This window comes from Bradyrhizobium sp. P5_C12 (assembly GCF_054049735.1).
The window spans coordinates 38,903-60,027 of sequence record NZ_JBFULU010000013.1; the positions used below are offsets into that span (position 1 = coordinate 38,903).

The window sequence follows — 21,125 nt, forward strand, 5'->3', positions numbered from 1 at the left end:
CATGAACAAACTTGCTGCTTGCGCCGCTCTCGCGACTCTCCTTGCCGGTGCCGTCGGTCTCAGTACGCCGTCACGTGCTGAGACCGGACAGGTGGCCGTCGTCTTCACCAAGGGCGGCTTCATCGTCGGCGTCGGCGGCGGTGAAGGTGTTCTGCAGTTGCGGGGCAAGCAATATCCCTTCACCGTGTCCGGCATGAGCGTCGGCTTCACGATCGGTGCCTCGACCACCAAGCTGGTCGGCCGCGCCCTCAACCTGAGGGGCCCGGCATCGATCGAAGGCTCCTACGCGGTGGGTGGAGCAGGCGGCGCCATTGCGGCGGGCGCAGGAGCCGTTCAACTGCAAAACGCAAATGGGGTGATCCTGCAGCTCAGCGGTCCGAAGGTTGGTGCGGAAGTGTCTGCCGCCGTGGGCGGTGTGACGATACGTTTGAAATAGACGCGGAGTGACCGGGCCGCCGCAGCGCGGCCCGGTGCGCGGCGGCTCCTCTCATCCAGGTCAAGCGGAGGAGATCGTCGCCCGGAATGCCATAAGGTGCCGTCCGCGATTTGCGAGGCATCGTCGAAGGGCGGATCACGGCACCCCAATATCGAGGGAGGACTAGCCATGCTTCGTTATCTTCTTGCAGCTGTCGCGGCCTTCGTTCTTCTCACTGCCACGCTCATCCCCGATGATGCCTACGCCCGTCGCGGCGGTGGTGGTGGCGGCTTTCGCGGGGGCGGAGGGGGCATGCGCGCCGGAGGCTTTCACGGTGGCGGCTATCGTGGCGGCGCGGTTCATGCCGGGCGGATCCATGGCGGGGCAGAGCGCGGCTATCGCGTAGGAGGTCCGCGCCCGAGCCATCCGATCGCGGGCCGTCCGGGCCGTCCAGGTTACCCCGTTGCCGGTCGTCCCGGCCGTCCGGTCGCTGGTTATCCCGGCGGCTATCCGCGATATGGCTACCGTGGCGCGGCCTACGGCGCCGCCGTCGGTGCGGCCGCAATCGGCGCCTATGGGTACTACAACAACAACAACTCCAACAATGGCTGTTATCAGGACACCTACGGCAATTGGGTCTGTCCGCAGTATCCTAACCAGTATCGATACTGAAAATGCGCGGCTGCCGGTCCGGACAGAGGATCTTGAGCAACGGAAGTCTCGCCTTGAGTGATCGGTCCGCGTCGTCACGCGGCCCGATCCTCGTCAATATCGTTCGGCGACGAACTTCATTCCTCGCAGGCCGGCCTGGTCGTTGTAGCGTCCCTTGTCGGAGCGCGGCGGCAGCCTGACCTTGTCCTTCTTGACGCGCTTGTAGCGAATCGCCTTCAGCAGATGCGCGATGCAGTTCAGCCGCGCCCGGCGCTTGTCGTCGGAGCGGATGATGTACCAGGGCGCATGCTTCGTGCTGGTCTTCCTGAGCATCAGGTCGCGCGCCCGCGAATAATCGTACCAGCGCCGGAAGGATTCCAGGTCCATCGGGCTGAGCTTCCATTGCCGGACGGGGTCGTCGATCCTGGCCTTGAATCGGCGCTCCTGCTCGTCCATCCCGACCTCGAGCCAGATCTTGATCAGGATGATGCCGCCGTCGATGACGTATTTTTCCATCTGCGGACAGAGCGCAAGGAAGCGATCGTGCTCGGCGGGTGTGCAGAAGCCCATGACGTATTCGACGCCGGCGCGGTTGTACCAGCTGCGGTCGAAGATCACGATCTCGCCGCCGGCCGGAAACTGCTGCATGTAGCGCTGAAAAAAGAGCTGCGACTTCTCGCGGTCCGACGGCGCCGGCAGCGCGACGACGCGGAACACGCGCGGGCTGACCTTCTCGGTGATCGCCTTGATCGTGCCGCCCTTGCCGGCGGCGTCCCGGCCCTCGAACAGAACGATGACCCGAACCTTGTTTTCCTTGACGTAGTCCTGGAGGTGGCAAAGCTCGACCTGGAGTTTTTCCAGTTCCTTCTCGTAATCCTTGCGCTTCATTCGCTCGGCAGGCTTGTCCTTGGCCATGCTCACCCTTTCGCCGTGTCAGGTCCCATGGGGCAGAGCGGTGCTTAATCACCCCACGAAATCGTAATGCCGATGTCGCCCGGCACGCCGCCCGGAAAATCGATGATCTGATAGGCGATGCGATAACCGCGCGGTTTCAGATAATCGGTCCAGAGCTGGAAGATTTCCTTCGGAATCCCCGTCAGGGTGTTCTCCCAGCCCTTTTCCTGCTGGTTGATGGCGCGGCCCTTGTCGCTGCACAGCGTGTTCGGGAAGCGATAGACCAGAACCTCGGTCAAGCCGTTTCGCACTGCACGCTGGATGATGGTCGAAGCGAGTTTGACCTTCTCGTCCTCGGTCTTGCCAGAGGGCTTGCTGAGGCGTTCAATCAGGGCGCGCTTCTCGGCTTCAGCTGCGGCGGCAAGGCGGGCATATTCGTCTGCCTTCTCGGCCTCCTTGAGGGCTGCTTCCTTGCGGATCTGCGTTGCACTGGGGATGAGATCATCGATGCCGGGCATGACAGGCCGCTCCTGTTTGGCTTTTCGACTTCAGCTTGCAGGCGACGCTAGGCAGGGCCGTTTCAGGCCCGTTGATCCAGATCAAGAAATTGCGCGACCCGATACCGACACTGGGTCCGAGTTATCCAAGCGGACGCACCCCTGAGGAGACAACGTTGAGCGAACAGCTTCATCCGATGGCCCCTCATCATCTGCCGTTCTATCTCGCGCCCGGAAGCGGGGTGGATCCGCTGATGGTCGTGATGGGCATTTTCCTGGTCGGCACCGTGCTGTGGGTGGGTACGCTCTATTGGAAGCTGCACAGCCTGCCTGAGCGGATGGCTCACAAGTCGCAGAAGCTGCAATTCGAGATCGTGGCTGTGCTGGGCATCATCTCGCTCTTCACGCACATGCACATTTTCTGGGTGGCGGGCCTCCTGCTCGCGATGATCGACCTGCCCGATTTCGGTACGCCGCTGCGCAGCATTGCGGGCTCCGTCGAGAGGATCGCTGACGCCGCGCCGAGCGAGGGGCGTGAATCCGAGCAACCGAGCCCGCCGCCGGCAGATAAGTCGATCACCAAGGAGAAGGAGCCCAGCCATGTTTGAGCTGATGTTCTGCTCCCTTCTAACCATCCTACCGGACTACCTCTACCGCCGCTATGCCCAGGGCAAGCGCTTCGGTAAGGAGATCACCTTCTTTTCGATCTGGTACGAGTTGCGATGGGGCATCACCGGCTGCTTGATGCTCACGGTATCGCTCATCACCATGATCTTCTACTTTCACCCGTCAACAACCTCGGCGACGCTCTATTACCGTACGGTGCCCATCCTGCCCGAGGGCTCTGGCCGGGTCGCGGAAGTCAATGTCGGTTACAGCGAGGCGGTGAAGAAGGGCGATGTGCTGTTCACGTTGGACAGCTCGAAGCAACGCGCGGCTCTCGAGACCGCCAGGCGCAAGATCGCCGAGGTTGATGCCTCGCTAGCGACCGCGGAATCCGATGTGGTCAAGGCCGAAGCGCAGATTCAGGAAGCCAGGGCCAGTCATCAGCAGGCCAAGGACGAATTGGAGGTCAAGACCGAGTTGCAGCGCCGCAATCCCGGGATCGTCCCGCAACGCGACATCGAGAAACTGCAGGTGGTCGTCGATCAGCGGCAGGCCGGAATCGATGCCGCCACCGCATCGAGGCAGTCGGCGGCCTTGCGGGTTTCAACGCTCCTGCCGGCCGAAAAGGCAAGTGCCGAGGCGTTGTTGGCCGAAGCGCAAGTCGATCTGGACAAGACTTTTGTCCGTGCCGGTGTTGACGGGCGCGTGGAGCAGTTCCTCGTGCGCGTCGGCGATGTGGTCAATCAGCTGATGCGCCCGGCGGGCGTGCTGGTTCCCGACGGCGCCGGGCGGCGCGGCCTGCAGGCGGGCTTTGGTCAGATCGAGGCTCAAGTCCTGCAAGTCGGCATGGTGGCGGAAGCGACCTGCATATCGAGGCCGTGGGTCATCATTCCGATGGTGGTCACCAATGTGCAGGACTACATCGCGGCCGGGCAGTTCCGAAGCGGCGAGCAGCTTATCGAGGCGCAAAATGTCGGGCGGCCCGGCACAATCCTGGCTTTCCTGGAGCCGCTCTACAAGGGCGGTCTTGAAGGCGTGACGCCGGGCAGCAGCTGCATCGTCAACGCCTACACCAGCAATCACGAAGAGATCTCGGCGAAGGAGACCAGCACCGGCCGGGCCATTGTATTGCATGTCGTCGACGGCGTCGGGCTGGTGCATGCGCTGCTGCTGCGCATCCAGGCGCTGCTGCTGCCGATCAAGACGCTGGTGCTCAGCGGCCACTGAACGGGTTCGGTCTTGGCTTGATTCATATCAAGCAAGATCACTGCGGCGGTCCCCGAATGTCCTTCCAACCTGGGAGGATTGATCTGCGACCCGATACGCTACTTCGAACAAGAGCCCAGGCAATGCACACCGTGCCGAAGCCGGGGCGCGCGGTCGCGTTCCTTTGATCTTGATCAATAAAGCAGGCTGACCATTCGAGATGCTTGCCTCGACGAGGGCTCAAGGGAGGACGCAATGTTTCGCTGCGGCAAGACCCTGATCGCGATGGTGCTGCTCTTGGCGATCCCGGTCGCCGCAGCCGCCCAAACGGCGGACACCCCGGCGGCCCCCGCTGCCCCGGCCAGTCAGGCGCAACCGCCGAGCCCGACGCCGCCGACCGCCGAATTGCTCAAGCCCGAACAGCTCGAAGCGCTGGTGGCGCCGATCGCACTCTATCCCGACGAGCTGCTCGCCAATGTGCTGGCGGCTTCCACCTATCCTCTGGAAGTCGTTCAGGCCGATCGCTGGCTGAAAGAGCGCAAGACCCTGAAAGGCGATGCGCTGAAGGCCGAGGTCGAGAAGCAGTCCTGGGACGACAGCGTCAAGGCGTTGGCCTCGACCGCCGAGGTCCTCACGATGATGAGCGACAAGCTCGATTGGACCAAGGCGCTGGGCGACGCCGTGCTCGCGCAGCAGCCGGACGTGATGGATGCGGTCCAGCGGCTGCGCACCAAGGCCTATGACAACAAGAAGCTGGTCACCACCAAGCAGCAGAAGGTCAGTGTCCAGACCCAGGAAAGCAGGCAGGTGATCGTGATCGAACCGGCCGTGGCCGATACGATGTACGTGCCGTACTACGAGCCGGCGACGGTTTACGGAGAGTGGCCCTACACGGATTATCCGCCCTATTATTTCGGCTACCCGTCCTACATCGGTGCGGGCGTGGTCGCAGCCGGCCTCGCCTTCGGCACCGCCTGGGCGATCGGGCGCTGGGGCAATTATTGGGGGGGCGGCTGCAACTGGGGCAACCGCAACGTCTATATCAATCACCGAACCACCAACATCGGAAATGGCTGGCAGCACAATCCGGCGCATCGCCAGGGCGTGCGGTACAACAACGCCAACGTCCAGCAGCGCTTCGGCAACAACAATTTGAAGGCCGGCGCGTCGGACCGCATGGATTTCCGCGGCCGCGACGGACAGCAGGTGTTGAAGCCAGGACAGGACCGGCCAGGTGCTGGAGATCGTGCGGGAGATCGTGCAGGAGATCGTGCAGGCGATCGTGCCGGGGACCGCGCCGGCGATCGAGGTGGCCAAGGCGCGGGGGATCGCGCCAAGGGCGGCGGTGACCGCGCCAAGGGTGGCGGTGATCGCGCCAAGGGTGGCGGCGATCGCGCCAAGGGCGGCGGTGATCGCGCGAAGGCCGCCAACCGCGCCGGCGGCAGTGCGGGCAACCGGCCCGGTGGCGGCAATCGCGGCGGTGCGATGAACGTCTCCTCCGGCCGGGCGGCCGCGGCGGCGTCGGCGCGCGGACGATCCAGCATGGCAAGCATGCCTCGCGGCGGCGGCGGCGGCAGCTTCGCCGGGCGCGGCGGTGGTGGCGGAATGGCGATGCGTGGCGGCGGTGGCGGTGGTGGCTTCCGTGGCGGTGGCGGCGGTGGTGGCCGGCGCTCCGATATCGCGCTCAAGCACGACGTCGTCCTGCTCGGGCATCTCGCCAGCGGTCTCGGCTACTATCGCTTCAGCTATATCGGCAGCCACAAGGCCTATGTCGGCGTCATGGCGCAAGAGGTCGAGCTGGTGGCGCCGGGCGCCGTGACCCGCGGCAGCGACGGATATTTGCGCGTCTATTACGAGAAGCTCGGCCTGAAATTCCGGAGCTACAGCGACTGGCTTGCCGCGGGCGCGAGGATCCCTGCGGAGGTGTCGCCATGATCGGTCTGAAGTGGCTTCAGCGTGCCGTCCTGCCGGGCATCATCGCGCTCGCGCTGATGAGCACGGCGACCGTCGCGCAGCAATCCTATCCGACGCCGGAGGATGCCGCATCGGCGCTCGCGGCCGCGGCCAAGAGCGGCCCGCGCGACATCCTGAAGGTGCTCGGCAGCGCCGCCGAAGACATCGTCTCGTCCGGCGATGAGGTTGCTGACGTCGATATCCGCGCGCGTTTCGTCTCGATGTATGACGCCAGGCATTCGATCAAGGCGGAAGGCAACAAGAAGGCGACGCTGCTGCTTGGGCCCGATGACTTCCCGTTCCCGATCCCGCTCGTCAACACCAAGGCGGGCTGGGAATTCGACACCGCCGAGGGACGCATCGAAGTGCTTCGCCGGCGTATTGGCCGCAACGAGCTCGACGCGATCCAGACCGCGCTCGCCTATGTCGACGCGCAGAACGAATATGCCGACAAGGATCGCGGCGAGGGCGCCGGCGTCTATGCGCAGCGCTTTCTCTCCACGCCCGGCAAGAAGGACGGCCTGTTCTGGCGCGACGACAGCGATCCGAGTCCGCTCGGTGCGCTGGTCGCGGAGGCCTCGGCCGAAGGCTACAAGCCGGGCGAGGGGCCGGCGCCCTATCACGGCTATTACTTCCGCATCCTGAAAGGCCAGGGGCCTGACGCGCCCGGCGGCGCGCTCAACTATGTCGTCAAGGGCAAGATGATCGGCGGCTACGGCCTGATCGCCTGGCCTGCCGAGTATGGCAATTCTGGCGTCATGACCTTCGTGGTCAATCATGCCGGCGTCGTCTACCAGAAGGATCTCGGGCCTCGAACCAACGCCCTCGCTACCCGCATCACCGCGTTCGATCCGGATCAGACCTGGAAGAAGGTCGATGCTGCAAAACCCTGAGCGACGGATGGAGATATTGCGCCAGTTGCTCGGGCGTCTGGCACCCATTGTGCTGCTCGCACTCCTTGTTCCGACCGCCCCCTCGTTTGCGCAGGCCTCCGCCCAGGTCCGCGTCAAGATCGTGAAAGCGGGGCTGCTCGTGGGCGGCGGAGCCGGGACCGGCGTGCTGACCTATCGCGGCCGCCAGTATTCGTTCCGCGTCACCGGATTGAGCCTGGGCTTCACCGCGGGCGCGACAGTTGGGCGGCTCGAGGGCCGGGCCTCAGGCATTCGTGAGATCAGCGATTTTGCCGGCAAATATAGCTCGGTCGGCGGCGGGGCCGCCCTGATCGGCGGCATCAACGGGGTTCAGTTGCGCAACGACAAAGGTGTCACGATGGTGCTGCAGGGGCCAAAGGCCGGGCTGGAGTTCGCCGCCAACCTCAGCGAAATCATGATCTCTCTGAGGTGAGCGTGCATCGCTTCGCCCGCCGATGATCATTGAGGTTTTCTGCACGTCCCGCTCTCGTGCTTGCGTTGGTCGTCCTGGGCGAAATTGCGACCTCACACGGAAATCGGCATCTGCAGCTCGAAAATGGAGCCATCGGCGTCCGATTTGACCAGCCTCAGCTTTCCTCCGCATCTTGCGACCAAGTTGGAGGAGACAGCCAGCCCCAATCCCATACCGCCCGGTTTCGTCGTGAAGAATGGATCGAAGATGCGCTGTTGATGATTCGGAGAGATGCCGGTGCCGGAATCTTCAACGGACAAATGGACCGCCGTGCCGCCATCAAGACTGGTTTTCATACGTAGCTTTCGCTGGTCGGCGGAGACAGAGCCCATTGCGTCAATCGCGTTTTTGCAAAGGTTCAAGACGATCTGCTGAAGCTCGGTGCCGTCCAGGGCCACTGGAGGAATGTCGCCCTGAAACTCTGTAGCCACTGATACTCCATTGGCCAGGAGATCGTGCTTCAACAGTCTCAGCGCAAGCTCTGCGACACCTTCGACGTCTGTCGAAGCACCTCCGTGCGCCGTCTTGACCGTGATCTCGCGAATGCTCGAAATGATTTCAGCGGCCCGGTTGCTGTCGGCTTCGATATCGCGGAGGATGTTCTCCATGTCCTCCAGTTCAGGAGGGTCGGCTCGTAGTTGACCGAGACCTGTCGCGGCATTGAGCGAGATGGCCCCCAACGGGGATCTCAACTCATGGGCGATCGCGCCAGTGACCGCGTCGATGCTGAGAAGCCGGTTCGTCCGTTCGCGTCGCTGCAGCGCAATGACGCTGGCGAGGCGTGAATACAGAAACATCGTTTCGACGAGCAACACGGTCAGCAACATGCAGCTGCCGATCAGAACGAAACCGCGCGCCGCATACCAACCGACGGTAAATCGAACCGAGCTGCCAATGATCGCCACCAGAAAATTGGGCAAGTAGGCGAGCAAAGTCACCATCAGCCAGAGGTCGAGAATCGTGCGCATGCGCACAAACAGGACAGCGAGTACGGTCACGTTCCACAGCAAAAGGATCAGGTTGACCTGATTGCCAAGCGGCGTCTGATGCCTGACGTCGCTCATGTAGAAGGTAGGGAGATATTCGGCCTTCGCGGTCACGATCCACGTCAGTCCCGCTATTGCGGCAGCGATGCAGCCGATCGCGATTCCTATTGCGATCACCGCTCCTGCAGGCCTGCCCGGTCTGCCGGCTTTGAAATGATCCTTCGTCAACCCGTAGATGAGGATCGCCGCGGGAAAGGTCGTATGCCAAAGCACGTAAAGCCAGGCGGGGCTGTTCAGTCCATCGCCGATCACGCCTGCGGGAGCGTATCCGTTCGGAAAGGCGAGCGTCTGCAGGAATGCAAACGATCCGCTGAAAACGTATCCGCTTGCGAGTGCGAGCAGCGCCCACTGAGGCTGGATCGAAAATTGGGCAAATAGCAGGGCTGCCGTGATGAGTTCGGCCACTCCCAACGCGGTCTGTAAAACCGGAACGAAGCCATTGATCTGGCCCAGCTGGATTCTCGCGAACGGCGCGATCACCGCTGCAACGACAATGAGGAAGACGGCGACACCGACCGCAGAGGCCTTTTGGCGAGGCGTTGCGGGCATATTCGCGATGATCAATGGGAATTCTTGCTGATCGTTGGAAGCAGGCACGCCGGCCGCATCGGCCGATCGTTCCGCCACTTGCGCAATGCGCGGCCCCGGTGCTGTCGCACCGTCGACCAACCCGATGAATTGACGCCTCATGCCGCTCCCCATAAGGGTACCGCGAAGAGCTAGTCTTACTCCTCAGGACGCTTTTTGAAAGGGCCCCCACGCCGGTGTTTACGGCGTGAATACTCGTTTTGCGATATGCCCTTAGGGCTCCAAACGACTAAAACGACTGGTGCGACCTCCTTCGGCTACGGTAGGATTCGACCACCGCCATCAATGGCGTCCGTGCGATTGAAAGCAATCCATTATTCGGACGCGCAAGAGAGCCGGTCCCCGAGATACTCCCAAGAGATAGTTAGAAGTGCCCTTCCCGCCGCCTTGGGAAGAGAAGCGCAAATCTAGATCTCATTGGCCGCTACAGTATCAGGCACGTACGGCGGGCCGCACGGGCAATCCGATGCGAGCGCGCGCCTGATCATAAACTTGAACCATGCCGGGCATGGCTATTGTGACAGCGAGCCCAAAGGGCACGACTTCGTCGCTTTTGCCTCCGCGATCGGGTTCGCGCTGAATAGAAATTTCTAGGTTGCCATTGGGCCCAATCGTGGGGGCACGACGCCCTTCCCAGTGGCGAGAAAAAACGGTGCCTCGGCTGCTTTGATTCACGTCGGGTTGCGTCCTTGTCGGATCAACCCGGAGGCCGCTCAAGTCATCCGGTATAAGTAGCGATAGTTTGACGGAGCGATATGACTGTCTACCCGGAAGTACCGGTGTGAACCAAGCTAGAGTTGTGTGCATAGAGTGCAATCGCGCTTGCCCACCAAGGCATGCTGGAAGGGGTACCGTTACAGCGCATTTCTTTTCCCGCCCAATGACGCCGACCGCCCAAAAGGTCGCGCGATCCTCGGCGCAATATACAGCGGCATCTGCATCAACCAATCCATAGCCGAGAAATCGCCGGATGTTGTCTTTTTGCCTGACACTTTGCCGATTATTGGTAGGCCCCAGTACCTGCTTGATTAACTCCGCACTGGCGTCAGGCCAGAATGCGCTGTGCACCAGGAGCGATTTGAGGAGTACCGCCCGTTGATGTTGCGACAATTCGAGAAATGTATTTCCATAAACGTCCTCAAGCGCATCATGGATGCGGTGAGCAAGTCGAGAGGTTAGTGCTGCCGCGGCGCTTGTACCTCCAGTGTAATGCTCCCAATTTGTCCCACCCTCGCGAGGGGGAGCAGCTACCTTGAGGCCGTGGGGTCTACCGGCGCCGCTTGGCTTTACGGAGAGTATTCTGCCGCTGCTTACCATTGACAAATGTTCGCGAGAACCCGGCATCAAAATGTCAGGCTTTACGCTGTTGGCGAAGCCGGGGCCCAACGCGCTAGAGGGGTTTGCCATCTGAAGTGGGGAAAAGGGATCAACCCTTCCCCTCGCTCCACGCCGATCAACGTCTTGAACTGCGTCAATGTTCGCCGCGCCAACGGTTATGCCATTTACCGTCTCAGATGGTGAAAGCAGCCGCCGCGCAGCTATCAATTGTGCCAGTGCATTGAGAGTGTGTTCAGCGCGATCAGCAGGTGGTGCGGCTTCAAAGGCGCCCATCGAGGCGATCGATGGGATTTCGAAAGGCAAGAGGTGATTTCCCGAACTGACTAAGAACAAAATTCCAAATCGATGGGCTAGCCGGTCAAGAAGCCGGGCCCACGGAGATAGTCTGCCATGAAACGGCTTTCTTACGTTTCCCAGCGACAAGTTTATCACTATAACATTTGAGGCTGTCGCGTTTGGTCCCTCTCTCATCGTGAGTACAGCTTGATAGATCAAATCAACGATCAGTCTATTCTCCGGAAATTGATCGCGTGAACCTAGAACCGGAACGCAGTGCAAGCGCCGTTCAATCGGGCTCTCTAACAGGTTGCGATCGCCGTGCACGATCAACGACGCCATTGCTGTGCCGTGCGTTCGCTCCCCTACGAGCGCGCGCGGTTCAAGTTGAAATTGATCGTCTACATTCAATCGTCCGCGGAGAAGCGGATGTTCAGAAACTGGTACTCCGTCGAGAATTGCAAGGATGGGGCTTTTTTCGCCCGCCGGCAAGGGCGGGGTTTCGGTGGCACGCGTCGCTTCTCCAGTTTCGATGTCCGATGCTACGCTCTGCGGGCGGATATGCATCACAGGGTCAAGGCCGCTAATGCCTTGAGATGATCGTTCAATCACGCGCCGCACAGCCGCAACGGGGAGTGTGATCAACAGGGAGTGGTAGGCAATTTCGCCAATTCGACACCGAGAGAGAATGCGGCCGCCTGCGGCACTAGTACTTGCAACAACGCTGTTTTCCGCCGCTTGTGCAATCTCCTCGTTGGCCCTGAATACTAGCTCAATCTCTAAAGTGAGGAGCGCRTCATCTGCCAAATYTTGGATTTCGTCGGCAAGGATGGCTCGATCCTCTTCTTGAACACGGTCCTTAGGGCCCCATACACGCAAATCTCGCAGAGTTGCGAACACATCACGCCAAGGCGTAAATCCCTCGCCCAATTCCTGACCTGAAGTCCATCGTCGCCATAGTGATAAGATATTCCGCAAAGCCTCCGCATCCGGGACCAAAAGATATGCCTCGGGCGCCTTGTCATGATCGTCGCTTTCGAGTTCTTCCTCGTCGATCAACTCAAGGCCAGGAACTCTCCGGATTGCATTTGCAAACGTGTTAATGGCGCCACGCAATTCAAAGACCAGCAAACGCTCAGGTGCGAGTGCAGATGGATCGGCTTGCAAGGTCAAGCCGGAGGGGTCGCGATTTAGCGCCGCTTCCAGCCGACGAAAACGGGGGCCGAATGAAGCGTTCTGCGCAGCGACGGAAAACTGTTGAGGCCGACCCGGATTACGGGGACTTCCGGGGGTCCGGTCTACGGGAGCGCTTGGCTCCAGACGAAGTAACGGCTTCGATGGATCGATCGCCATAAATGTTCTCAGGTCTTACGCGCGAGGCCCAAAGTTCCAATTCATTTGCTAGAGCGACGTCGATCGAAGTCTCGCCCAAGCCCAAAATCTGTCTACGTCTAACATTCTGGCAAAAATCTCGCGCTTCGGCGTAAGAGCTAGCGCTCAGTTGATTGGTAATCTCTACTGCTGACTTAGAAGGGTGGTCAGGCCATTGGCTAATAATACCTCCTATAAAGGAGGCTACCTCTTCTGTTCTAGGGGGCGGCAACGCTATCTTTAGTTGAAATCTACGCCATACGGCTCTGTCAAGCAACTCGGCATGATTGGTCGCGGCAATCGTTAGAACGTAGCTTGGCAGTTGATCGATCTGCATTAGCAAAAACGAGACGACCCTTTTGATCTCGCCAGTCTCGTGCTCATCTCCTCGCTCTTTTCCGATCGCATCAAACTCATCGAAGAAAAGTACGCATGACTGCGTGCGAGCGTAGTCAAAAAGGGCTCGTAGCCGCGCGTTGGTCTCGCCCAAATAGCTTCCAACTAGCGCGTCGTAGCGTACCACGAAGAAAGGCAAGGCTAGCGCTTCGGCTATTCCTTCGGCGAACGATGTCTTGCCATTCCCCGGCGGCCCTGAAAGCAAGACTCGGTGGCGCGGCTCGTACCCATGCGCACGCAGTACGTCCGCGCGTGCATGTTCCTCCACCAATTGCATGCCTTCGGTGCGTGCGGGAAGTGGAAGCACAAGGTCGTCCAAACGGACGCGAGGGGTCAGTTCTAGGATCGTGTCCCGGCCGGGCGTTTGCTGCGTGCGGGACGAAGTGACCAAGCTAGGGGGGGTCACGGCTACCGCTTGGAGCGCTCTCTCTAGGCGGTCGGCCAGAAGATGATGGCTCTTAGCGCGCTCGTCCGCCATAAGTGCTTCGACGGTTGATCGGAGCATGCCTTTGTCGCCGGTTGCACCAGCGCGAACGAGGGAGACGAGGAGGTCACTTTTGGCCATGCCCGAACCTTACACGTCAATCGTTGATAAAGCACGTAACGTGAACTCTGATTGGGAGCTAGGGTTCTCCGGCTGTGGAAACTGTCGTACAGAGAGTATCCGTCGAGCAGAGTGGGGCAGGCGAGACGGGTCCAGCAACTATTTGAAACGGCATTGATTATCGGCTTTGCCAGCTTAGGCACTCTCTCCGCCGTCAGCCTCATCCAACCACCCGCCACCTGCCATCCCCCGCGCGCTTCAGCGCCGGGTCGCTCACCCGCACATGCTCCGCCAGGAAGTCGATGAACGCGCGCACGCGGGCGGGCAGGGGGGCGGTGTGGCCGACATAGACGGCGTGGATGTCTTCGCGGTCGCCGGGATTGTAGCTTTGCAGAACCGGCACGAGGCGGCCGGATTCGATGTCGGGGCCGATGTGGAAGAGGGCGAGGCGGGCGAGGCCGACGCCGCCGAGCGCCAAGCGGCGGGCGGCTTCGCCGTCGCTGGCACGCGCGGCCGGCGGCGGCGCGGCTTCCTCGGTGCGGTCGCCGCGCTTGAACGGCCAGGCACGGATCGAACGCGGAAAGGTCCAGCCGATGCCGCGGTGCTCGGTGAGATCCGCCGGCGCCTTCGGCGTGCCGAAACGCGCCAGGTAGTTCGGCGCGCCGACCACGACCATGCGGCTGGTGCCGAGTTTTCGCGCGACGAGACGTGACGCCCGCAACGGGCCGACGCGGATGGCGACGTCGGCGCGCTCCTGCATCAGGTCGATCAGCGTATCGGTCAGCACGAGGTCGAGCGTGACGTCGGGATGTTGTTCGAGGAAGCGCGGGACCAGCGGCATCACATGCAGCATGCCGAAAGGGATGTTGCTGTTGACGGTGAGCCGGCCGCGCGGCGCGGCGCCGGAGGCCGCCTCGCGCTCGGCCTCTTCCATCTCGGCAAGGATGCGCACGGCGCGCTGATAGAAGGCCTGGCCTTCCTCCGTCAGCGTCAGCTTGCGCGTGGTGCGGGTGATCAGCCGCGTGCCGAGGCGCGTCTCCAGCCGCGAGATCAGCTTGCTGACGCCCGACGGCGTCAGGCGCAGTTTTCGCGCGGCCTGGGTGAAGCCGCCGAGATCGACGACGCGGACGAAGACCTCCATCTCGGCGGAGCGGTTGGTGTCGAAACGGGCCATGTTGAATTCATGTCACAAATGATTGGATTGCGGACATTCTAATGCTTTTGCTGCGCTGCGGCTATCTGCGTGGCTCGTCCCTCGCATTGGAGCCACGCATGCCTCCCGCCGTCCTCGCGCTCACCGCCGGTGCCTTCGGCATCGGCACCACCGAATTCATCGTCATGGGCCTGCTGCTCCAGGTCGCCGCCGACATGCATGTCTCGGTCCCGGTCGCGGGTCTGCTGATCTCCGGCTACGCGCTCGGCGTGTTCGTCGGCGCCCCGGTGCTGACGCTGGCGACGCGACGCCTGCCGCGAAAGACCGTGCTGCTCGCTTTGATGGCGATCTTCACGCTGGGCAATGCGGCCTGCGCGCTGGCGCCGAACTACGAATTGCTGATGGCGGCGCGGGTGCTGACCTCGCTCGCCCACGGCACCTTCTTCGGCGTCGGCTCGGTGGTGGCGACCAGCCTCGTGGCCGAGGACAAGCGCGCCTCCGCCATATCGACCATGTTCATCGGTCTCACCGTCGCAACCCTGCTCGGCGTGCCCTTCGGCGCCTGGTTCGGCCTGATGCTCGGCTGGCGCGCGGCGTTCTGGGCGGTGACATTGATCGGCGTGATCGCGTTTGCGGTGGTGGCGGCGCTGGTGCCCGGCCATGTCGGCAATGGCGACAAGCCGATCTCGCTCGCCGAGGAGGTGGCGGTGCTCGGCCGTCCGCAGGTGCTGCTCGGGCTTGCCATGACCGTATTCGGCTTCGCCGGCCTGTTCGTCGTCTTCACCTACATCCAGCCGATCCTGACGCGTTTCACCGGCTTCTCGGAAGCGGCGGTCTCGCCGATCCTGCTGGTGTTCGGCGTTGGGCTCGCGATCGGCAATGTCGCCGGCGGCAAGCTCGCCGACCGTGGGCTGGCGCGCGCCCTGATCGGCACGCTCGCCGCGCTCGCCATCGTGCTCGTGGGACTGGCCGCCGTGCTGTCGATCAAGATCCTCGCCATCGCGCTGATCCTGCTGCTCGGCGTGGCCGCCTTCGCCACCGTCGCGCCGCTTCAGCTTCGCGTGCTGGAGGCCGCCGGGTCCAGCGGCCGCACGCTGGCCTCGAGCCTCAACATCGCGGCGTTCAATCTCGGCAACGCGCTCGGCGCCTGGGCCGGCGGTATCACGATCGATCGCGGGCTCGGGCTTTCCGCGCTGCCGCTGGTCGCGGCCGGCATCACGGCGATCGGCCTCGTGCTGGCACTGTGGAGTCTGAGGCTTGACCGCACGCAGGCCGCAATCGCGGCATGCCCGGCGGAATAGGGGAGGAGCACATGGACTACCGCAATCTCGGCGCCTCCGGCCTCAAAGTCCCCGTCCTCAGTTTCGGCACCGGCACATTTGGTGGCCAAGGACCGCTGTTCTCGGCCTGGGGCCGCAGCGGCACTGAGGAGGCGCGCAGGTTGATCGACATCTGTCTCGACGCCGGCGTCAACCTGTTCGACAGCGCCGACGTCTATTCGAACGGTGCATCGGAAGAGATCCTTGGCGCGGCGATCAAGGGCCGCCGTGACAAGGTGCTGATCTCCACCAAGATGAGCTTGCCGATGGGCGACGGTCCGCTCGACGCCGGCTCGTCACGGCATCGCCTGCTTGCCTCGGTCGAGGCAGCGTTGCGCCGGCTCGGCACCGATCATATCGACCTGCTCCAGCTCCACGCCTTCGATGCCTTCACGCCGATCGAGGAGGTGCTGTCGACGCTGGATATGCTCGTGCGCGCCGGCAAGCTGCGCTATGTCGGCGTCTCCAATTTCGCCGGCTGGCAGTTGATGAAGTCGCTTGCGGTCGCCGATCGCCACGGCTGGCCGCGCTATGTCGCGCACCAGATCTATTATTCACTGCTCGGCCGCGACTATGAGTGGGAGCTGATGCCGCTCGCACGCGACCAGGGTGTCGGTGCGCTGGTCTGGAGCCCGCTCGGCTGGGGCCGGTTGACCGGAAAGATCCGCCGCGGCCAGCCGCTGCCGCAACAGAGCCGCCTGCACGCCACCGCGCAATTCGGCCCGCCCGTGGACGAACAGCGGCTTTACGCCATCGTCGACGTGCTGGACGTGATCGCCGCCGAGACCGGCCGCACGGTGCCGCAGGTCGCGATCGCCTGGCTGCTGTCCCGTCCCACGGTCTCCTCCGTGATCATCGGTGCCCGCGACGAGGCGCAGCTGCGCGACAATCTCGGCGCGGTCGGCTGGTCGTTGGGCGTGGATCAGATCAAGCGGCTCGACGAGGCCAGCGCAGTGATGCCGCCTTATCCCTACTACCCCTATCGCATCCAGGAAGGGTTTGCGCGGCTGAATCCGCCGCCGGTGTGAGCGTCGGCAATCGCGGACAATTCGTCGCATTGGCCGCTCCCACCAGCGCGCCATGCAGAAACGATGCTGTACAGGCCGCATCGCCCTCCGTAACGTCCGCCGCGCAATTTCAGGAGATGCGACGTGGCGAAGAAGACGGCGACCAAGAAGAAAAGTGCTTCCAGGAAAGCGGTAGCGAAGACCTCGAGCAAGAAGACCACCGCCCGCAAGGGCGCCGTCACGAAGCCGGCCAAGAAGACCGTCAAGAAGCCAGTCAAGAAGGTCGCCCGCAGCAAATCAGCCGCGGCGCGCCGTCCCAAGGGGCAGGCCTGGCAATGGTCGGCGGTCGACACCGCGGCCGCGATCCGGACTGGGGCAATCTCCGCGGTCGAGACCGTGGAGGCGCATCTGGAGCGGATGCGGGCCGTCAATCCCAGGCTGAATGCGGTGGTCGTCGATCTCAGCGAGGAAGCGCTGAAGGCCGCCCATGCGGCGGATAAGCAGCGCGCCAAGGGCGGCGAGCTCGGCCTGCTGCACGGCGTGCCTGTTACCATCAAGGAAAACGTCGACTACGAGGGCCGGCCCAATTTCAACGGCGTGCCGGCGAACAAGAACCTCATTGCGCCGTCGGATTCGCCGGTGGTGCGCAACCTGAAGAAGGCCGGTGCGATCGTGCTCGGCCTCACCAACACGCCGGAATTCTCCTTCCGCGGCTTCACCGACAATCCCCTGCACGGGCTGACGCTCAACCCCTGGGATCCGAACATCACCTGCGGCGGCTCCTCGGGCGGCGCGGGCTCGGCGGTCGCCGCCGGCATCGGCACCATCGCGCATGGCAACGACATCGGCGGCTCGCTGCGCTGGCCGGCGCATTGCAACGGAATCGCCACCATCAAGCCGACGCAGGGACGCATCCCCGCCTTCAACCAGAGCGCAACGGCGGAGCGGCCGATGCTGGCGCATCTGATGTCGGCGCAGGGGCCGCTCGCCCGCCACGTCGCCGACGTTCGGCTGGGCCTGGAGGTGATGAGCCAGCGCGATCCGCGCGACCCCTGGTGGGTGCCGGCGCCACTGGTGGGTCCGAAGCCGAAGGGACCGATCAAGGTCGCGCTCGCCAAGATCCCGGAGGACATGGACGTCGATCCGTCGGTCACCGCGGCGTTGCGCCAGGCTGCCGACCATCTGGAGCGCGCGGGCTATCGCGTCAGCGAGGTCGATGTGCCCGACATCAACGGCGTCTGGCAGACCTGGTGCGACATCATCACCAACGAGACCGTGGTGATGCAGGAAGCCGGCATGTTGAAGGTCACCTCGGAAGACTTCCACAAGGCGTGGGGTGGCATGAAGACCAAGGCCAACGTGCTCGATCTGCCGGCCTGGATGCGCGCCACCGCCGCGCGCAACGGCCATATCCGCGCCTGGCAATTGTTTTTCGAGGCGTACCCCGTGGTGCTGGCGCCGACCACGGTGAAGCCGACGCCGGGCCCGCGCGACGACACCGTCAGCGCCGAGCGCGTGCAGGAGATCTTCTGGGGCGAGATCCGCTTCATCTCGGCCATCAACGTGCTGGGCCTGCCCGGCGCCGTGGTGCCGGTGGCATTGCACGACGGCAAGCCGATCGGCGTGCAACTCATCGCCGGCCGCTATCGCGAGGACCTCGCGCTCGACGCGGCGGCCGCGATCGAGAAGCGTGTGGGTGTGCTCGCTCATCGTCTGTGGGAGACGATGGAGTAGGTGATCCTCACCCTCTCCCCTTGCGGGAGAGGGTGGCTCGCCGCAAAGCGGCGAGACGGGTGAGGGGTCTCTCTCCGCGAACGCAGATTTTGCCTCGTGGATAGAGACCCCTCATCCGGCGCTTCGCGCCACCTTCTCCCGCAAGGGGAGAAGGAAAGCACTGCGCGAGGCGTACCAAACCGCACCGATTCATTAATTCAAATTGACTCAAATTTTAGCCAATTCACCAACAACCGTTAGGGTTACTTCCTCGATCTGTAGACGAATTATTGTCCGCTTTACCACCCGCCTCTAACACGAGGACGGCGGACAACGCACATGCCCATCACGGCCAATTAAGTGCGGCCCGCTCCACGCGGAGGTGGACGATGCGTAACGAGACGATCGCTATTCACGCCGGCTACGAACCCGAAGCCACCACGCACGCGGTCGCGGTGCCGATCTACCAGACAGCAGCCTACGCTTTCGACAGCGCCGATCACGGCGCGGCCCTGTTCAATCTCGAGGCCGAAGGTTTCCGCTACAGCCGCATCGCCAATCCGACCAGCGCCGTGCTGGAGAAGCGCATCAGCGAGCTCGAAGGCGGTGTCGGCGCGCTCGCAGTCGCGACCGGCCAGGCAGCGCTGCATTTCGCCTTCGTCAACGTCGCCGACCACGGCGGCAACATCGTTTCGGTGCCGCAGCTCTACGGCACCACCCACACGCTGCTCTCCCACATCCTGCCGCGCCAGGGCATCGTCGGCCGATTCGCCGAGAGCGACAAGCCGGAGGCGATCGAGAAGCTGATCGACGAGAACACCCGTGCCGTGTTCGCCGAGACCATCGGCAATCCCGCCGGCAATGTCTGCGACATCGAAGCGCTCGCCAAGATCGCGCATGCCCACGGCGTGCCGCTGATCGTCGACAACACGGTCGCAACCCCGATCCTGCTCAAGCCGTTCGATTACGGCGCCGACATCGCCGTGCATTCGCTGACAAAATTCCTGGGCGGCCACGGCACCACGCTCGGCGGCGCCATCGTCGATTCCGGAAACTTTCCGTGGGCGAAGTATGCCGACCGCTTCCCGGGCTACAACAAGCCCGACGCCTCCTATCACGGGCTGGTCTATGCCGAGCGCTTCGGCAAGACCGCCTATATCGAGCGCGCGCGCAGCATCTATCAGCGCACCATGGGCTCGGTGCTGTCGCCGTTCAACGCCTTCCTGCTGCTTCAGGGCATCGAGACCGTGGCGCTGCGGATGGAGCGCCACTGCGAGAACGCGCGCAAGGTCGCCGAATTCCTGCGCAATGATCCGCGCGTGGCCTGGGTCAACTACACCGGCTTCCCGGACAGTCCCTATTATCCGCTGGTGCAGAAGTATCTCGACGGCAACGCCTCCTCGCTGTTCACCTTCGGCATCAAGGGCGGCATGGAAGCCGGCAAGGCCTTCTATGACGCGCTGAAGCTGATCACGCGCCTCGTCAATATCGGCGACGCCAAGTCGCTGGCCTGCCATCCGGCCTCGACCACGCACCGGCAGATGTCGCCGGAGCAGCAGCGTACGGCCGGTGTGCTGCCGGAGACGATCCGGCTCTCGATCGGCATCGAGCATTCCGCTGACATCATCGAGGACATCGACCAGGCGCTGGAAAAGGCCTGCCCGTCGGCGCGCCTTCAGGCCGCGGAGTAGGCGGCCGGGCCGATGAGCATCTTGATCGACAAGGATCAGGGTGTGCCGAGCCCGGCGCTGGTGCCGGCCGAGGGCGATCTCGCACGCGACCGCGGCGGCGCCGAGCTCACCATCGGATTGATCAACAACATGCCCGATCCGGCGCTGAAGGCGACCGAGCGGCAGTTCATGAAGCTGCTTCAGGCAGCCGCGGGTCCGCGCCGCATCCGCTTCCACTGCTTTTCGCTGCCGTCGGTCAGGCGCTCGCCGGAAGCGATGTGGCATGTCGAGAGCGAATATTCCGATCTCTCCGATCTGAAGCGCCAAAAGTTCGACGGGCTGATCGTGACCGGCGCCGAGCCGGTCGCGCCCGAGCTCGATCAGGAACCGTACTGGCGCGATCTCACCGATCTGATCGACTGGGCCAAGGTCAACACGCGCTCGACGATCTGGTCGTGCCTGGCCGCGCATGCCGCGGTGCTGCATCTCGATCGCATCGAACGGCGGCGGCTGCCGGCCAAGTGCCATGGCATCTTCGACTGCGAGGCCGTCACGGGCGATCCGTTGACGCGTGCGGCGCCCGCCCCGCTCAAGGTCTCGCATTCACGGCTGAACGAGGTCGCCGAGAGCGATCTTGCGCAACACGGCTATCAGGTGCTGACGCGCTCGCGCGAGGCCGGGGTGGACGTATTCGTCCGGCAATATGCCAGCCGCTTCGTCTTCTTCCAGGGCCATCCCGAATATGACGCGCTGTCGCTTCAGCGCGAATATCTGCGCGACATCGGCCGCTACCTCGCGCGCGAGCGCGAGAATTATCCGGCGGTGCCCGTGAGTTATTTTGACGCAGCGACGGAAGAGAAGCTCGCACGGTTCGAGAAGCGGGCGAGGCACCAGCGCCATCCGGCCCTCAGCAACGAGCTGCCGGGACTGGCTTTGCGCGCCGATATCGCGGCCGGCAGCGCCGCGGCGGCGCTTTTCCGCAATTGGTTGCAATATCTCGCCGCCGATACCGAGGCGGCGCTACCGGCACGCTAGGCAAAGGATGTTGGCGCGGCATTAGCATTAACGAAGTGCGAAGCTTGCCTCGGGCGATGCACGA

18 protein-coding genes are annotated in these 21,125 nt (G+C 63.0%); 12 read left to right on the forward strand and 6 right to left on the reverse strand.

From position 1 onward, the window contains the following. The first annotated feature begins 1 nt into the window (after position 1). Both ACXJMY_RS14270 and ACXJMY_RS14275 read left to right on the forward strand, forming a co-directional pair. Positions 2–436 (forward strand): hypothetical protein, encoded by a 435-nt coding sequence (locus tag ACXJMY_RS14270; protein WP_456619977.1) that lies wholly within the window; start codon positions 2–4, stop codon positions 434–436. Between the two features lie 168 nt (positions 437–604). Beyond that, positions 605–1,087, forward strand: a complete 483-nt coding sequence (locus tag ACXJMY_RS14275; RefSeq protein ID WP_456619978.1) for a hypothetical protein — start codon at positions 605–607, stop codon at positions 1,085–1,087. 93 nt (positions 1,088–1,180) lie between these two features. Here the strand turns inward: ACXJMY_RS14275 and ppk2 are convergent, their stop codons facing one another. Both ppk2 and ACXJMY_RS14285 read right to left on the reverse strand, forming a co-directional pair. After that, on the reverse strand, positions 1,181–1,981 hold the full coding sequence (gene ppk2 / locus ACXJMY_RS14280; protein WP_456619979.1) for a polyphosphate kinase 2: 801 nt from the start codon (positions 1,979–1,981) through the stop codon (positions 1,181–1,183). A gap of 44 nt (positions 1,982–2,025) precedes the next feature. Further along, complete coding sequence (locus ACXJMY_RS14285; RefSeq protein WP_456619980.1) at positions 2,026–2,478, reverse strand: hypothetical protein; 453 nt, start codon at positions 2,476–2,478, stop codon at positions 2,026–2,028. Positions 2,479–2,654: 176 nt separating this feature from the next. On the opposite strand from ACXJMY_RS14285, the gene ACXJMY_RS14290 reads away from it, so the two are divergent. The 5 genes from ACXJMY_RS14290 to ACXJMY_RS14310 all read left to right on the forward strand — a co-directional run bounded on the left by ACXJMY_RS14290 (position 2,655) and on the right by ACXJMY_RS14310 (position 7,566). Continuing rightward, entirely contained in the window at positions 2,655–3,065 is a 411-nt protein-coding gene (locus ACXJMY_RS14290) for a hypothetical protein (RefSeq protein WP_456620091.1), read from the forward strand. Beyond that, on the forward strand, positions 3,058–4,290 hold the full coding sequence (locus tag ACXJMY_RS14295) for an HlyD family secretion protein (protein ID WP_456619981.1): 1,233 nt from the start codon (positions 3,058–3,060) through the stop codon (positions 4,288–4,290). Before ACXJMY_RS14290 ends, ACXJMY_RS14295 begins: the two co-directional genes overlap by 8 nt. A 234-nt stretch (positions 4,291–4,524) precedes the next feature. Further along, the gene (locus ACXJMY_RS14300; RefSeq protein WP_456619982.1) at positions 4,525–6,204 is read left to right on the forward strand and encodes a DUF3300 domain-containing protein; all 1,680 of its coding nucleotides are present in this window, start codon (positions 4,525–4,527) and stop codon (positions 6,202–6,204) included. Then, positions 6,201–7,115 carry a DUF2950 domain-containing protein gene (locus tag ACXJMY_RS14305; protein ID WP_456619983.1) on the forward strand — a complete coding sequence of 305 codons (915 nt, stop codon included), beginning with the start codon at positions 6,201–6,203 and terminating at the stop codon, positions 7,113–7,115. The genes ACXJMY_RS14300 and ACXJMY_RS14305 overlap by 4 nt, the downstream gene beginning before the upstream one ends. Next, positions 7,099–7,566 (forward strand): hypothetical protein, encoded by a 468-nt coding sequence (locus tag ACXJMY_RS14310; RefSeq protein ID WP_456619984.1) that lies wholly within the window; start codon positions 7,099–7,101, stop codon positions 7,564–7,566. Before ACXJMY_RS14305 ends, ACXJMY_RS14310 begins: the two co-directional genes overlap by 17 nt. A 92-nt stretch (positions 7,567–7,658) precedes the next feature. On the opposite strand, the gene ACXJMY_RS14315 is transcribed toward ACXJMY_RS14310, so the two are convergent. From ACXJMY_RS14315 to ACXJMY_RS14330, 4 genes are all read right to left on the reverse strand, one after another. Next, a complete protein-coding gene (locus ACXJMY_RS14315; protein WP_456619985.1) occupies positions 7,659–9,341 on the reverse strand; it encodes an MASE4 domain-containing protein in 1,683 nt (560 codons plus the stop codon). Positions 9,342–9,671: 330 nt separating this feature from the next. After that, a complete protein-coding gene (locus tag ACXJMY_RS14320; RefSeq protein ID WP_456619986.1) occupies positions 9,672–12,026 on the reverse strand; it encodes a S8 family peptidase in 2,355 nt (784 codons plus the stop codon). A 100-nt stretch (positions 12,027–12,126) separates the two neighbouring features. Further along, a complete protein-coding gene (locus ACXJMY_RS14325; RefSeq protein WP_456619987.1) occupies positions 12,127–13,185 on the reverse strand; it encodes an AAA family ATPase in 1,059 nt (352 codons plus the stop codon). A gap of 199 nt (positions 13,186–13,384) precedes the next feature. Next, the gene (locus ACXJMY_RS14330) at positions 13,385–14,338 is read right to left on the reverse strand and encodes a LysR family transcriptional regulator (protein ID WP_456619988.1); all 954 of its coding nucleotides are present in this window, start codon (positions 14,336–14,338) and stop codon (positions 13,385–13,387) included. A gap of 98 nt (positions 14,339–14,436) precedes the next feature. Here ACXJMY_RS14330 and ACXJMY_RS14335 point away from each other — a divergent pair, with 98 nt between their 5' ends. The 5 genes from ACXJMY_RS14335 to metA all read left to right on the forward strand — a co-directional run bounded on the left by ACXJMY_RS14335 (position 14,437) and on the right by metA (position 21,061). After that, entirely contained in the window at positions 14,437–15,618 is a 1,182-nt protein-coding gene (locus ACXJMY_RS14335; RefSeq protein ID WP_456619989.1) for an MFS transporter, read from the forward strand. An 11-nt stretch (positions 15,619–15,629) separates the two neighbouring features. Continuing rightward, entirely contained in the window at positions 15,630–16,664 is a 1,035-nt protein-coding gene (locus tag ACXJMY_RS14340; protein ID WP_456619990.1) for an aldo/keto reductase, read from the forward strand. 123 nt (positions 16,665–16,787) lie between these two features. After that, on the forward strand, positions 16,788–18,377 hold the full coding sequence (locus ACXJMY_RS14345; protein WP_456619991.1) for an amidase family protein: 1,590 nt from the start codon (positions 16,788–16,790) through the stop codon (positions 18,375–18,377). A 368-nt stretch (positions 18,378–18,745) separates the two neighbouring features. Continuing rightward, on the forward strand, positions 18,746–20,047 hold the full coding sequence (locus ACXJMY_RS14350) for an O-acetylhomoserine aminocarboxypropyltransferase/cysteine synthase family protein (RefSeq protein WP_456619992.1): 1,302 nt from the start codon (positions 18,746–18,748) through the stop codon (positions 20,045–20,047). A 12-nt stretch (positions 20,048–20,059) separates the two neighbouring features. Next, the gene (gene metA / locus ACXJMY_RS14355; RefSeq protein WP_456619993.1) at positions 20,060–21,061 is read left to right on the forward strand and encodes a homoserine O-succinyltransferase MetA; all 1,002 of its coding nucleotides are present in this window, start codon (positions 20,060–20,062) and stop codon (positions 21,059–21,061) included. Positions 21,062–21,125: the final 64 nt, after the last annotated feature.